The sequence below is a fragment of the Paraburkholderia sp. JPY419 genome (assembly GCF_050435705.1).
Classification (GTDB): Bacteria; Pseudomonadota; Gammaproteobacteria; order Burkholderiales; family Burkholderiaceae; genus Paraburkholderia; species Paraburkholderia youngii.
The window spans coordinates 2221735-2235459 of the sequence record NZ_JBNDKV010000004.1; the positions used below are offsets into that span (position 1 = coordinate 2221735).

Consider the following 13725-nt stretch of genomic DNA (forward strand, 5'->3'; position numbering starts at 1 on the left):
AAGTAAATTTCGGGATTGCCGGCATGGAGGAATTTAGCCAGCATGAATCCGCAGACGATGCTCGTGCGGCTGCGCGGTCGGCGGGCAGCGAGATGAATGCACCCCATCCAGGCAAATCAATCGTGACGATGCGTCGGCACGCGCGGCGTCGACACACGACGCCGTGCGTGGCGCTCGCCGAGGCGAAGGTCAGCGGTCACATCGGCGGCACTACGCCGTCCTTTTCGACCACGACGCGTTGCGCAACGTAGCTTCCCTGCGACGCAGGCGTTGCGACAATGAACACCTTTTTGCCGGCCGTAAGATCGCTGTGCTCCGCCGGCGTGAACGTGACGACGGGCACGTTTGGCGGCACCGTCACCACATTGCTGCCGCCTTTGTACGACAGCTTCAGGTCGCGTCCGTTAGTGCTCTGCACGACGGAGTCGACGTTCGCGTTGGTCATCGAGCTTTTCGGGCCCAGGTCCCACGGGTAATGCCCTTCGCCCGTGCCGCGCGCGGACTCGGGGAACACCACCACTTCCGTTGCCGTCAGCTTGCCGTCGGGGCCCGTGGTGGCAGCCGTGCCAATAAACGTACCCGGCTTGATATCCGATAGCTGCATCGTTTTCACAGCCGAGACACGCACATCCGGCTTCACATCGACCGACACGGTATCGCCGCTGCGGCGATGGACCTTGAGCGTCTCACCGTTTTGCGACACGATTTCGCCACGGATGCGCGTGGGCGTCGTGGCGGGCGCCTGCGCGATAGCAGCGCTCGCGAGCGCGGAAGCCAACAAGGCTGCGCCAAGTTTGATGCGGAATGTCATAGAACCTCCCAACTGGATGGTTGAAGGACGGGGGAACGACATCATTGCTTCACGAGCCGCTGAACCAGTTGTAGCCCTGGTTCTCCCAATAGCCTCCCGGATACTGGTTCGTGATTTCGATGGCGACGATATGCTTGGGATTCTTGAAGCCGAGCTTGGTCGGCACGCGCAGCTTCATCGGGAAGCCATACTTCGGCGGCAACACGTCACCGTCGTAAGTCAGCGTGAGCAGCGTCTGCGGGTGGAGCGCCGTCGGCATGTCGATGCTGGTCCAGTAGTTGTAGTCCGCGCAATGCAGCGACACGTACTTTGCAGTCGTGTCCGCACCCGCGCGACGCAGGAATTCGGAAAAGCGCACGCCGCCCCAGCGGCCGATCGCGCTCCATCCTTCGACGCAGACAAGACGCGTGATCTGGCTTTCCTGCGGCAGCGCATGCAGTTCGTCGAGCGACCAGGTGCGCTTGCCGTACGCGAGGCCGGTGACCTGCAGACGGTAGGTCGCGGCATCGATCTCGGGTACATCGTCGATCTCATAGAACGCGTTGAACGGAAACGGCCGCGTGATCATCGACTCCGGATACGTGGGCGCCAGCTTGTTCGGATCGAACAGCAGCGCCTGCACGCGGTCGTTGAAGAGCGAGATGCGGCGCAGCGCGGTGTTCACTGCCTTGTCGTTGGTCAGATCGCAACCGGAGAGCATCGCGATGCCGCCCAGGGTCAGCAGCCGCCGGCCGAACAGGCGGCGCGCGGGCAATTTGAGTTCGCGCTGTGCGTCGCGGATGATCGATTCGGCATGTGTCGCGAGAAAACTGCCATTTTGCGCGGTGCGTTTGCGGATCGTCACGATTTATCGTCCCCGTATCATCAACAGTAACGAGCGCGGCACGAGCGCGGCCATCGCGACGTGAACGATGAAAAACGCCACCAGGACGCTCATGCATACGAAGTGCACGACGCGCGCATTGTCATATCCGCCCATCAGCATGCGCAGTAGCGGGAACTGCACCGACTTCCATATGACGAGCCCCGACAACACGATCAGCACGATGTCGGCGATCACGACGAGATAGGCGAGCTTCTGCACCGAGTTGTAGTGCGCGAGGTCGTCGTGTTTCAGGCGCCCGCGCAGCGCGGCGATTAGATCGGCGGCCAACTGTTTCGGCCTGATGGGCAGCAGTTTGCGTCGCAAGCGACCGGACGCCAGATTCAGCGCGAGATAGACCAGAAAATTGGCGACCAGCAGCCACATCACGGCGAAATGCCATAGCAGCGCGCCGGCGAGCCAACCGCCAAGTGTGATCGAAGGTGGAAACTGAATGGCTGGAAAGATTGGCGACGCATCGTAAATCTGCCAGCCGCTCATGACCATCAGCACGACCGCGACAGCATTGATCCAGTGCGTAATCCGTACCCATCCGGGTTGAACCATGTTGTGACTCAAGATCACTCCAGATTCGGTGGCATTCATGCCAGTAGCGCGGGAGCAAGCCGGTCGACACCGAATCGCCCTCCGACCGTCAGGGTGCCATCTGCAACACAAGGGCTAACGCGATCGATCGACCGTTATTCCGTCGCGCGTGAAGATTTTTCCCTTGCAACCGACTTTCAATAGCGACACACACCGCGCGCGAAAGCCGTCCCGCCCCAAGGGATTCGCAGCATCCGGCATGCCCTATTGCGCCGGGCACAAGCGCTTCGGCGCAAAGACACGCTTCGGCACCCAGCGCCTTCCGTCCGACATCTCCCATCGGGGTATACCCGATTCGCAAGCAAATTTGCGCGTCAAACTATTGCGCAAATAAAGTTGCGGAATGATACTCATCGCAAATCGGTTTGCTGTCGTTCCTCAACCCCACCTCGAAGAGGTCGTCATGAAACTCGTAGCAAAGCTCGCCGCGGCTGCACTCGTCGCCGTTTCCGTCCTCGGTCACGCCGCGCGGGCGGAGACCTTGCTGGTCGCCTGCGACACGGCGTTCGTGCCGTTCGAATTCAAGCAGGGCGACAAATACGTCGGCTTCGATATCGACCTGTGGGAAGCCATCGCGAAGGACCTGAAGCTCGACTACAAGCTGCAGCCGATGGATTTCAGCGGCATCCTGCCGGCGCTGCAAACTCATAACGTCGACGTCGCGCTCGCGGGCATCACGATCAAGGACGAGCGCAAGAAAGTGATCGACTTCTCCGATGGCTACTACGACAGCGGCTTCACGCTGATGGTGCCGGCCACCAGCGCGATCAAGGGCCCGGACGACCTGAAGGGCAAGTCGCTCGCGATCAAGACGGGGACGTCGGCGGCGGATTACGCGAAGGCGCATTTCGCGGGTACCGATCTGCGCCAGTTCCCGAACATCGACAACGCGTATCTGGAGTTGCAGACAGGACGCGTCGATGCAGCGATGCACGACACGCCGAACGTTCTCTACTACATCAACACGGCCGGCAAGGGCCATGTGAAGGCGGTCGGTGCGCAGATGATGGCGCAGCAATACGGCATCGGCTTTCCGAAGGGCAGCCCGCTCGTGCCGAAGGTCAATGCGGCGCTCGCGAAGATCAAGGCTGACGGTCGCTATGCGGCGATCTACAAGAAGTGGTTCGGCGCCGAGCCGACGAAGTCCTGATAACGCAACGGCTGCGGGAGAGGCAAGTCATGCAGTTCGATCTGTCAGTCGTCGTCGATGCGTTACCGGCACTATTGCAGGGCGCGAAGCTGACGGTGCTCATCACCATCGCGGGCCTTGCGGGAGGCCTGGCGGTCGGCTTTCTGTTCGGCTTGATGCGCGCGTACGGGAACGCCTTCATGCAGAAGATCGCGTTCGCGTACGTCGAGTTCGTGCGCGGCACGCCGATCGTCGTGCAGGTGATGTTCATCTACTTCGCTCTGCCCGTGCTGCTTAACGTGCGCGTCGACGCGTTGACGGCCGCGATCGTGTCGATCATCGTCAATTCGGGCGCGTATATCGCCGAGATCGTGCGCGGCTCGTTCCTGTCGGTGCCGCGCGGACTGAAGGAAGCGGGACTCGCGCTGGGCATGCCGATGTGGCGCGTGCTCGGGTTCGTCGTCGGGCCCGTTGCGATTCGCCGCATGACGCCTGCGCTTGGCAACCAGTTCATCGTGAGCCTGAAGGATACGTCGCTGTTCATCGTGATCGGCGTCGGTGAACTCACGCGTCAGGGCCAGGAAATCATGGCGGCGAATTTTCGGGCCGTTGAAATCTGGACGGCCGTGGCCGCAATCTATCTGTGCATGATCGGTGTGCTGACGTTCTGTCTGCGCACGATGGAAAAGAGGATGCGGATACTATGAGCGCGCTCGATATGGTGCAGTTCAAGCAGGTCACGAAGCGCTTCGGGCAGACCACCGTGCTGGACGGCGTCGATCTGAACATTCGCGCGGGCGAAGTGGTGGTGCTGATCGGTCCGTCGGGTTCGGGCAAATCGACGCTGCTGCGTTGTATCAATGCGCTGGAGCATATCGACGGCGGCGATCTGATCGTCGATGGCATCAGCGTGCACGGCGGCTCGAAGAAAGTGCGCGAGATTCGCCGCGAAGCGGGCATGGTGTTTCAGCAGTTCAACCTGTTCCCGCAACTGACGGCGCTCGAAAACGTCGCGTTCGGTCCGCGTCAGGTGCGCGGCATGAGCAAGTCCGACGCTGAAACGCTCGCGCACGAGCTGCTGACGAAAGTCGGCCTGGCGGGCCGCGTCGGGCACTATGCAAGCGAGTTGTCGGGTGGCCAGCAGCAACGCGTCGCGATTGCGCGTGCGCTGGCCGTCAAGCCGAAGCTGATGCTGTTCGACGAGCCGACTTCGGCGCTCGATCCCGAACTGCGGCAGGAAGTGCTGCGGGTGATGCAGTCGCTGGCGGAAGAGGGCATGACGATGGTCGTCGTGACGCACGAAATGACGTTCGCGCGCAAGGTCGGCACACGTCTTATCTTCATGGAGCACGGCCACATCACGGTCGACGGGCCGCCTGCGCAGTTGCTCGACAATCCGCCGAATCAGCGCCTGCGCGATTTCCTTCAACACGTCGAATGATCTCGAACTCATGTCTGCAATCGGATTCATCGAAATATCCGGCTCGCCGTTCGACGCGGGCGAGGCGCTAGGCCGCTTCGGCGCGTTGGCCGCGCATCGCCACCTGGTGCAATCGGCCGCCTGGCGCGACGTCATGCAATGGCGTGGCACGCCGCTCGCCGTCGCGCTTTCCGCACATACGCAGCAGCGCTTTCCGCGTATCTGGGCGGAATTGCAGGGGCTTGCCGATGGCCTCGAACTGCCCTTCGACGATGTGTTCCTGTGGAACTGCCGCGGCGACCTGTGGGCTGCGTCGCCCGACGGTTGCACGACGGTGCAATTGCCATCGGTTGATGGCAAGCGCATCAGTCACAACGAAGACGGCGACCCAGGCTTCGCGGGGCATTGCGCGATTGCCGCGTGCCGGATCGACGGCAGTCCGGGCTTCGCGGCGTTCGTGTATCCGGGCTCGCTGCCGGGCCATACGTTCGCCGTGACGGACGCGGGTCTTGCCGTCACCGTAAACAACCTGCGGGTGCGCCAGACCGAGGCGGGCGTGCCGCGCATGGTGCTCACGCGCGCCTTGCTGGATGCGCGCGATCTCGATGCGGCCGTTGCCGTGGTGCGCGACAACCCCCGCGCGGGCGGCTTCCATCTGACGCTTGCGCATCAGGCGAGCGCGCCGTTGCTGAGCGTCGAGTACAGCGCGCACGGTTGTTCCGTGCAGGAGATCACGCAGCCGTCATTGCATGCGAATCACGCGATTCATCCGCCGATGCACGGCCTCGCTCAGCTCGTGACCGATTCATCGCGTAGTCGGCAGGCGCGCGGCGACCGGATGCTGCGGGACGCACGCGAAGCGGGGCATGCGCCTGAGCCGCTCGCGATCCTTGCGGACACGCACGACGCATCGCTGCCGATCTACCGCGCCGATCCCGCCGATCCCGACGACGAAAACACGCTCGCAACCGCTGATATCGTGATCAGGGCGTCTCACATAGAATGGGACGTTTATGAACAACTAGGGACGCCGCCGCGATATCGATTGATCAATGGACACAAACCTACGCACGAAGCGCCGCAAGCCGGCGAACACGGACGAGGCGGGCGCGCCTGAAGCCGTCGCTGGCGCGCCGCGCAGCGTCGATGCGCTGCGCGAACTGGTGGTGCGCATCGGTCGCGACGAAGCGGGCCTGTCGCTCGGCGGTAAGGCGCACGCCGTGCTGGCGTGGCTGCTCGAACGGCCGGAGGAAGTGGCCGTGCGGACCATCACCGATCTGGCGACGGCACTCGACGTCAATGCGTCGACGCTGACGCGGCTCAGCACGAAGCTCGGCTATACAGGGTTCGCGGATTTTCAGAGCGTGTTTCGCGATTCGCTGGCGGAGCGTCACCGGCATTTCTATACGAATCAGGCGGAGCGGCTCGTTGCAGGGAAAAAGCAGCGTGCGCACACGCCCGCCAATAGCGGAACGTCGCCCGAAGTCGAGGTCGTCGTGCAACTCGCGCACGAATCGATCGTCAATGTGGAGACGTTTCTCGCGCGGCTATCGGCTGACGATCTGCGCGGCGCGGCCGCGCTATTGGCGGGGGCGCCGCGCGTGCGCGTGCACGGCTTGCGGCAGTTCAGCGCGCTCGCCAGCTTTCTTTGCTATGGGCTCGGGATGATCCGCACCGACGTCGCACTGCTAGATGCGCAAGGGCTCGGCGTGGCTGAAGGACTCGCGCAGTTGCAACCCGGCGATGTGGTGGTCGTCACGAGCGTTTCGCCTTATACGCGCAGCGTCGCTGAAGCTGCGAAGGCAGCCGCCGAGGCGGGTATGACGGTCATCGCGATCACGGATACGCTCGCGTCTCCACTGGTGCCGCCCGCACGGCACGCGTTTCTGATTCCGCATGACAGCAGTTTCTTCAGCAATAGCATGGGTGCGTATCTGATCTTTTGCGAAGGCCTGCTCAATCTGGTTGCAACGCATCTGGGGAAGCGGTCTTTGCAGGCGCTATCGCGGCGCGAACGATTGATTACCGCGTTGGGGATCGAGACGGACTAATGCTGGCGAGGGTTGCGAACTCCGTTCTGCGCGCGCTGAGTTGACGAGAGCGGCCCTCGCTTTACGAGGGCCGAGCGCGGTCCGTAGCTCACGCATCCGGCCGGATTACGAATCGATGTGCACCGACACCCCTGTCGCCGAATAAACGGGTGTCGCCTTGTAGCCGTCGACCATGATCGTCGTGAACTGCGTGGTCGCCCCGTTGCCATCGATCAGATCGATGGTGTCGCCGACCTTGGGCGCATAGCCGTTCACGAACTTCACGTGCAGCGTGCCGCCTGCGATGGTGAGTTGATTGCCAACGTGCAATTGGCCGGCGCCTTTGCCGTCGATGTCGAGTTCGAGCGTCGTGCCGCCGAGCTGCGTGTACTTGCCGACGATGGACACGGGCGAAGTCGCCGCGATGGTGACGCCGCCCGCACCCACATACATGTCGCCCGTGCCGAACGCATTCGGAGAATCCGCCTCGAGCACACCGCCGCTTACCTGGGAACCGCCCGACCAGGTGTTGTTGCCACCGAGCTTCAACGTACCGCTACCCTGCAGCGTCAACTTGCCCGCGCCGGAAATGTCGTTGCGCCACAGATCCGACGCGTTGAATCCGCCTTGGGACGCATCCATCGAAACGATGACGCTGCCATTGAACGCACCATATCCGTCGCCGGCCGCAAACATGTTGAGGCGGCCCCAACCTTCCGCGTCATCCATGACCGGATAGCCGGAAGGAAGCTCGGTCGTCTTGAGCACTACGCGGCGCTGGGCTGCGCTCAGATACGGAAAGCGCGTCTCCAGCAATACTTCCGCACCCTTCGGCACGACGGGAGGCGCATCGGTCGATTCGATCGGAGCGAAGCCGAACGTCATACGGCGGGTGAAGTCTGCTTTGTTCGTCGCATAGTCGGCGAAGCGGTCCGTCGCTGCCGTGCCGGAGTGGGCGAAAGCGGCGAAGTTCGTCGAATTGGCGTTGGTCGACTGCATCAGGGCTGCGTGTGCCTGACTAAATGCGGCGCTCTTCAACGTGGCGTTGCTGGGATCGGAGAGATTCGCAGCAGTCGCCGCAAGTGCAAACATTCGACCAGCAATGACGTCGAGCGGCGAATGCATACCGGCAAAAATGCGGTTTTCGCCAAGTTCGAGGCCGCGGCTCGCCATCTCCTGGAACCGCTCCGGCAGCACGTAGGCCATTGTCATCGCGTCGCGCATCGCCTCCGCCTCGTGACCGCTGATATATCCGCCATCGGTCGAAGGCGTGGTGCTCTCGGCCGGCACCAGAGTCGGAGCTACCACGACACTCGTGCTCCAGCGGTATGGCCGCGCGTATTTGTAGAAGCGCTTGGCGGGCTCGGTCGATGCGTTGTTGCCCATGTTGCTGAGCAGGTCGACAACCTGGCCGAAATTGCTGTTGCCGCCACTGCTGCCGACGCCGATGTTGTTGCCGGCGTCGTTGTACAGCACGGTCGTCGCATCCGCCGGGATCGACGTGATCGTCGTCGTCTGCTGCGCCGCCGTGCGCCACGCGTTGGTGAGCGGGCCCATGCCGTCGGTCACGCTGTAGCCTTTGCCGCGCCGGTCGTCGTAGTAGGCTGCATCGGCCTGCGCCCTGGGTTCGGTTGGTCGTTTCGGTGACCACGAATTGAATATTTGCGGCATGGACGGCGCTGTTCACGACAGCCCCACCCGGCGTACCGTCATTGGGTAGTCCGGTCCACGTGGACTGCACGACAGCCGGAAACGAACCATTGGCGGGGGCGGATACGCCCGCATCGACGATCTCGGTCAACGGTTGCCAGATATCGAGGAATCGCGAGACGACACGCACGCCCGCATTCGTGGCGAGCGTCGCATATCGAGCGTCGCCGCGCTGGTTGGTCGCAATCGTGTCGACGAACGCGGGCACGTCGGGGATTGCGGCGTTGTCGACAAAACCAGGGTCGGCAGGCGGAGCCGGGATCGAGGCCGTCGCCGTTGTCGTCGAAGTATTCGAGGCCGTCGGCGTAGAAGAGTCATTGCTGCCACCGCACGCGGCTAGTGCCGCCACGCTTGCGAGAATAGTGAGGCGCAGCGGAAGAGAGCCGCGAAGATGAGGCATCATGAGACTTTCTTGTCGTTGTTGGTGGCGTCGAATTGTGCGGATGAATTATTACGGCATTGTTGCGACCTATTTTCAGGCAAGGGGGACATGCACCGCAGACGTCTGAGCGCAGAGAGGGAGAAAGCCAACCCCTAAAGCCAACCCTTTACCGTCGCCACTCGCCAGACGACAAACACGACGAGGCCCACCGACGCGGCGGTCAACAGAATGAAGTCAATCGAGCGCGCTAGCTTTTTCATATCAAAGTCGGATCGAACGTGCGACGTCCGCATGTGAACAGGGAGTCAGGCGTGCGTGAGCATTCAGCGTGGGTGTGAAGTTACGCCCTGCAAGCTTAAAAGCCGCTTATCCCGAGCCTGTCCCCTTGGCGACCTGGGTTCCCCCGAGTCGCCCGGCTCCGCGGACTGACGCGCCGCAACGGCGAATATCCACATCCGCCGGCAAACCGTGCCATCATGGCGAGCATTCAGCAGATGTTTGCGAGCGGATGGAAGCCACGTTTGTTGCAAGCGCTTCATCAGTACCGCACGCTCCGACGCGCAGCACTGGCCAGCCGAAGCGGGACGCCCAGCCGGCGGCATCCGGCCATGCTCCACAGCCGTGCTGCTCCGTCTACCAGCCGGACGAGGAGTTCATCATGCTCGCAGTTCACAAGGCGGTGTTTCCGGTCGGGGGAATCGACACGCGCTTTCTGCCGGCCACGAAGGCGAGTCCGAAGGAGATGCTGCCGGTCATCGACAAACCGCTGATTCAATATGCGGTCGAAGAAGCGGTTGCCGCGGGTATCACCGAGCTGATCTTCATCACGGGCCGCGGTAAGCGCGTGATCGAAGATCATTTCGACAGATCCTACGAAGTCGAACACGTGCTGCGGGCACGCGGGCTGCAAAACCTCGCCGAACTCGTGCAAAGCATCAAACCACCCAACGTCAACTGCATCTATGTTCGGCAAGCCGAGCCGCTCGGACTCGGGCATGCGGTGTTGTGCGCGCAAAAGCTGATCGGCGACGAGCCGTTCGCGGTCGTTCTTGCCGACGATCTGCTCGAGGGTCAGCCGCCCGTTCTCGAGCAGATGGTGCACATCTTCAGCCATTACGATTCGTCGGTGATCGGGGTCGAGGAATTCGAAGCGGACGGCGCTTGCTCGCATGGCGTGGTCGGCGGACGACATTGGGACGAGCGCGTGATCAACGTGTCGAGCATCGTCGAGAAGCCCGCGCCGGAAAAAGCGCCTTCGTGCTTCGGCGTCGCGGGCCGCTATGTGTTGATGCCAGCGGTATTCGACCACTTGCGCGCACAGCGGCCCGGCCCTCACGGCGAGATTCAACTGACACCCGCCATTCATTCGATGCTCGAGGAAGAGCAGGTGCTCGCGTATGAATTCATCGGCAAACGCTACGACTGCGGGACCAAACTCGGTTATCTGCAGGCGACCGTCGACTTCGCGCTGCGGCATAACGAGGTGCACGATGCATTCGGTGCCTGGTTGCGCAAGCGCGTAGACGGCGAGACTGCCGCGCCGGGCACCACGCATTAGCGCCGCCCATTGGACGACGGCACGGTCCGATCAAAGCAGGGTCCGGTAAATCTGTGCGCTATCGCACACACGCCGGCGCATCGAATGTCCATGATTTACCGATCAACGTCGTTCCTCTCAGACATTCCGGAGTGGCCAGCCGGACAGATTTCGATGGTGTGAGCATGGGCTTGCGCGTAACGCGCTATATTTGAATTCTCACTGCGCGATGCGGCGATGCGCTACTTGCCGCGCGAGTATGCGCCGCGAAAGCTTCATCTATCGTTGTGAGCCTTGGTGATTTTCAATCCCCGAGATTAACCGGGCTCGTGTTGGACCGTTGCAGACAGGCCTCGCTCGGGTCTTCCGCTTAACCACGACTTCACAGGACGGCAATATGTCACTTCGTATCAATGACACCGCGCCCAATTTCACCGCGCGGACCACGCAGGGCACCATCGATTTCCACGACTGGATCGGCGACCAATGGGCGATCCTGTTTTCTCACCCGAAAGACTTCACGCCGGTTTGCACGACTGAACTGGGCTACATGGCGAAGATCGAGCCGGAGTTCACCAAGCGCAACGCGAAGCTGATCGGACTATCGGTCGATCCGGTCGAAGACCACGAAAAATGGGCCAAGGACATCGAGGAAACGCAGGGCGCCGCCGTCAAGTACCCGATGATCGGCGACACCGACCTCGCGGTCGCCAAGCTGTACAACATGCTGCCGGCCGACGCGGGCGATACCAGCGAGGGCCGCACCGCAGCGACCAACGCGACCGTGCGTTCGGTTTTCATCATCGGTCCCGACAAGAAGATCAAGCTGACGCTGACCTACCCGATGAGCACCGGCCGCAACTTCGACGAAATCCTGCGCGTGCTCGATTCGATCCAACTGACCGCCAAACATAGGGTCGCGACGCCGGTCAACTGGAAGCAGGGCGAAGACGTGATCATCACGTCGGCGGTCAGCAACGAAGAGGCGCAGCAGGTGTTCCCTGGCTTCAAGACCATCAAACCGTATCTGCGCACCACCAAGCAACCGCGCTGACAGATGCGGCATGGCGGCCGTTCGCGGCCGCCTCGCCGATCTTCTCGAGAGATACAGATGATTTTTCGTCAGCTGTTCGATCCTGTTTCGTCGACCTACACGTACCTGCTCGGCGACAGCGGCGAGGCGGTGCTGATCGACCCCGTCTACGAGCAGGTGCCGCGCGATCAGGCACTGCTGCGCGAGCTGGGCCTCTGGCTGCTTACTACGCTCGATACCCACGTGCACGCCGATCACGTAACCGGCGCATGGCGCATGCGTTTGCGTTGCGGCAGCGAGATCGGGCTTGCCGCGGTCGTGGGGGCGAAAGGCGTGACGCGGCCGCTCGCGCATGGCGATCGGATCGACTTCGGCACGCGTCACCTGACCGTGCGCGCGACGCCTGGCCATACGAATGGCTGCCTGACCTATGTGCTCGACGACCAGAGCATGGCCTTTACCGGCGACAGCCTGCTGATTCGCGGCTGCGGCCGCACCGATTTCCAGCAGGGCAGTCCGCAGCAGTTGTTCGCGTCCGTGCGCGAGCAGATCTTGTCGCTGCCGGACGGCTGCCTCCTCTATCCCGCGCACGACTATCGCGGCATCACCGTGACGAGCGTGACCGAGGAGCGGCGCTTCAATCCGCGTCTGGGCGGCGACGTCGACGTCGGCGATTTTGCCGGGTACATGAACAACCTGAATTTGCCGCATCCGAAACAGATGGCGGTCGCGGTGCCCGCGAACATGCGTTGCGGGCAGCCGGAAGGCGGCGCCGAAGTTGCGACCGAAACACCGGATTGGGCACCGTTGACGCTGCGCTTTAGCGGCGTGTGGGAAATCGAGCCGATGGCGCTGCTCGAGCATGGCGCGAAGTTTCAGATCGTCGATGTACGCGAGGCGCCGGAGTTCATCGATCGTCTGGGTCATCTGCCGGACGCGAAGCTGGTGCCGCTGTCGCAATTGACAGCGCGGCTCGAAGAACTGGATCGCGAGCGGCCGGTGGTCGCGGTTTGCCGGTCAGGCGTGCGCTCGGCGCAGGCCAGCGTATTGTTGACGAAGGCGGGGTTCGGCAAGGTGGCGAATCTTGCCGGTGGGATGCTGCGGTGGCGGACGGAGGGGTTGCCGGTCGCGTCGGACAGCGTTTGACGGGGGGCCGACGCTACGGAACCTCGCGAACTCAGCCGCGACCCTGAGGGCCCACGGCGACACCAGCCTTCGAATAGCCAGCGCTCCGTTGCGCCGAGCGCGTAACCAGCCAGATTCCTCCGCATACCAGTACCAGCGCGACGAGATTCTTCAATTCCATGATGTTCTCGTTCAGGCAAATCGCGGACAGCACGGTACCGAACACGGGCACCAGGAAATTGAAAACGGTAACTTTGCCGACCTGGTTATATTTGAGCAGAAGACTCCACAACGTGAAGGCCGCTGCAGACAGCAACGCCAGGTAGGCCAGCAAAGCCATCGATCCCAGCGTGAACGCGTGCAACGAACCACCGGTCGCGTACCCCGCCGCAAGCAGAACGACGCCGCCAAACCCGAGTTGATAACCCGTCATGAGCATGACGTCCATACTCTGCGAAATGCGCTTTCCGTAAATCGATGCAGCGGATAGCACGAATGCGGCAATCACGATAAAGCCTTCGCCGAGCAAGCTGAATGCAAATTCAAACAGACCGTCGCCGAAATTGACGACCATCACGCCGACGAATCCCAGCAGACATCCAAGCGCTTTGCGTGGCGAGACCTTATCGTTCTTATAGATGAAATGCGCAAGCAGCACGCTGAAGAAGGTCGTCGTCGAGTTCAGGATCGAACCGCGAACGCCGGTCGTATAGGCGAGACCGATATAGAAGAAAACATATTGAATGGCCGTTTGCGTGAAACCCAATAGCATCAGCTGTCCGCTATTGCGTCGATTCAATTCGAAAACAGGCTTCTTTGAAAAGGCAGCAAGAATCAACAACAACAGTCCCGCGAGCACGAACCGGTAGCCCGCGAAGATCAGCTTCGAAGGAATATCGTTTTGTGTGATTCCGAGTAACGCGTAGCCAATTTTAATTGCCGGGTATGAACTGCCCCAAAGCAGGCAGCATAGCGTCGCCACGATGACGAGCACTTTCGGTTGGGTGAAAAACAGCGCGGAATCGCGCGATCCGGTTGTGGCTGAAGGCACGGACATTTTCGGGTGATGTTGTCTTTGTG

General features: G+C 61.8%; 12 protein-coding genes and 1 pseudogene. 8 read left to right on the forward strand and 5 right to left on the reverse strand.

Annotated elements, in window-relative coordinates:
- Positions 1–196: 196 nt before the first annotated feature.
- Genes QFZ91_RS38615 through QFZ91_RS38625 form a run of 3 tightly spaced genes read right to left on the reverse strand, consistent with a single transcriptional unit; the run spans position 197 to position 2279 of the window.
- Positions 197–811, reverse strand: a complete 615-nt coding sequence (locus QFZ91_RS38615; RefSeq protein WP_429570497.1) for a hypothetical protein — start codon at positions 809–811, stop codon at positions 197–199.
- Between the two features lie 49 nt (positions 812–860).
- Positions 861–1655: a molybdopterin-dependent oxidoreductase gene (locus QFZ91_RS38620; RefSeq protein ID WP_429570498.1), complete on the reverse strand. Its 795-nt coding sequence runs from the start codon at positions 1653–1655 to the stop codon at positions 861–863.
- A 3-nt stretch (positions 1656–1658) separates the two neighbouring features.
- Entirely contained in the window at positions 1659–2279 is a 621-nt protein-coding gene (locus tag QFZ91_RS38625) for a cytochrome b/b6 domain-containing protein (protein ID WP_429570499.1), read from the reverse strand.
- Between the two features lie 403 nt (positions 2280–2682).
- Between QFZ91_RS38625 and glnH the strand changes: the two genes are divergently transcribed.
- From glnH to QFZ91_RS38650, 5 genes are read left to right on the forward strand one after another with little or no spacing between them, the layout of a single operon-like run.
- A complete protein-coding gene (gene glnH / locus QFZ91_RS38630; protein WP_176120984.1) occupies positions 2683–3429 on the forward strand; it encodes a glutamine ABC transporter substrate-binding protein GlnH in 747 nt (248 codons plus the stop codon).
- 29 nt (positions 3430–3458) lie between these two features.
- Complete coding sequence (glnP, locus tag QFZ91_RS38635) at positions 3459–4115, forward strand: glutamine ABC transporter permease GlnP (protein ID WP_018438276.1); 657 nt, start codon at positions 3459–3461, stop codon at positions 4113–4115.
- Positions 4112–4849, forward strand: coding sequence for a glutamine ABC transporter ATP-binding protein GlnQ (gene glnQ / locus QFZ91_RS38640; RefSeq protein ID WP_018438275.1), 738 nt, complete (start codon positions 4112–4114; stop codon positions 4847–4849). Before glnP ends, glnQ begins: the two co-directional genes overlap by 4 nt.
- A 10-nt stretch (positions 4850–4859) precedes the next feature.
- Positions 4860–5945 (forward strand): C45 family autoproteolytic acyltransferase/hydolase, encoded by a 1086-nt coding sequence (locus QFZ91_RS38645; protein WP_429570500.1) that lies wholly within the window; start codon positions 4860–4862, stop codon positions 5943–5945.
- Complete coding sequence (locus tag QFZ91_RS38650) at positions 5881–6879, forward strand: MurR/RpiR family transcriptional regulator (RefSeq protein WP_429570501.1); 999 nt, start codon at positions 5881–5883, stop codon at positions 6877–6879. The genes QFZ91_RS38645 and QFZ91_RS38650 overlap by 65 nt, the downstream gene beginning before the upstream one ends.
- A gap of 105 nt (positions 6880–6984) precedes the next feature.
- On the opposite strand, the pseudogene QFZ91_RS38655 reads toward QFZ91_RS38650, so the two are convergent.
- A pseudogene (locus QFZ91_RS38655) lies at positions 6985–8968 on the reverse strand (phosphatase PAP2 family protein).
- Between the two features lie 640 nt (positions 8969–9608).
- Here QFZ91_RS38655 and galU point away from each other — a divergent pair.
- The 3 genes from galU (at position 9609) to QFZ91_RS38670 (ending at position 12666) form a co-directional block, all read left to right on the forward strand.
- The gene (gene galU / locus QFZ91_RS38660) at positions 9609–10508 is read left to right on the forward strand and encodes a UTP--glucose-1-phosphate uridylyltransferase GalU (protein WP_176378706.1); all 900 of its coding nucleotides are present in this window, start codon (positions 9609–9611) and stop codon (positions 10506–10508) included.
- A gap of 376 nt (positions 10509–10884) precedes the next feature.
- Entirely contained in the window at positions 10885–11541 is a 657-nt protein-coding gene (locus QFZ91_RS38665) for a peroxiredoxin (RefSeq protein ID WP_176120989.1), read from the forward strand.
- Between the two features lie 57 nt (positions 11542–11598).
- The gene (locus QFZ91_RS38670; RefSeq protein WP_176106934.1) at positions 11599–12666 is read left to right on the forward strand and encodes a rhodanese-like domain-containing protein; all 1068 of its coding nucleotides are present in this window, start codon (positions 11599–11601) and stop codon (positions 12664–12666) included.
- A 31-nt stretch (positions 12667–12697) separates the two neighbouring features.
- On the opposite strand, the gene QFZ91_RS38675 is transcribed toward QFZ91_RS38670, so the two are convergent.
- Positions 12698–13702, reverse strand: a complete 1005-nt coding sequence (locus tag QFZ91_RS38675) for a DMT family transporter (protein WP_429570502.1) — start codon at positions 13700–13702, stop codon at positions 12698–12700.
- Positions 13703–13725 lie beyond the last annotated feature (23 nt).

Coding starts and splice junctions, on each gene's coding strand:
- QFZ91_RS38625 (WP_429570499.1), bottom strand. CDS start 2,279: ATGAATGCCACCGAATCTGGAGTGATCTTGAGTCACAACATGGTTCAA.
- glnQ (WP_018438275.1), top strand. CDS start 4,112: ATGAGCGCGCTCGATATGGTGCAGTTCAAGCAGGTCACGAAGCGCTTC.
- QFZ91_RS38615 (WP_429570497.1), bottom strand. CDS start 811: ATGACATTCCGCATCAAACTTGGCGCAGCCTTGTTGGCTTCCGCGCTC.
- glnP (WP_018438276.1), top strand. CDS start 3,459: ATGCAGTTCGATCTGTCAGTCGTCGTCGATGCGTTACCGGCACTATTG.
- galU (WP_176378706.1), top strand. CDS start 9,609: ATGCTCGCAGTTCACAAGGCGGTGTTTCCGGTCGGGGGAATCGACACG.
- QFZ91_RS38665 (WP_176120989.1), top strand. CDS start 10,885: ATGTCACTTCGTATCAATGACACCGCGCCCAATTTCACCGCGCGGACC.
- QFZ91_RS38675 (WP_429570502.1), bottom strand. CDS start 13,702: ATGTCCGTGCCTTCAGCCACAACCGGATCGCGCGATTCCGCGCTGTTT.
- QFZ91_RS38670 (WP_176106934.1), top strand. CDS start 11,599: ATGATTTTTCGTCAGCTGTTCGATCCTGTTTCGTCGACCTACACGTAC.
- glnH (WP_176120984.1), top strand. CDS start 2,683: ATGAAACTCGTAGCAAAGCTCGCCGCGGCTGCACTCGTCGCCGTTTCC.
- QFZ91_RS38650 (WP_429570501.1), top strand. CDS start 5,881: ATGGACACAAACCTACGCACGAAGCGCCGCAAGCCGGCGAACACGGAC.
- QFZ91_RS38645 (WP_429570500.1), top strand. CDS start 4,860: ATGTCTGCAATCGGATTCATCGAAATATCCGGCTCGCCGTTCGACGCG.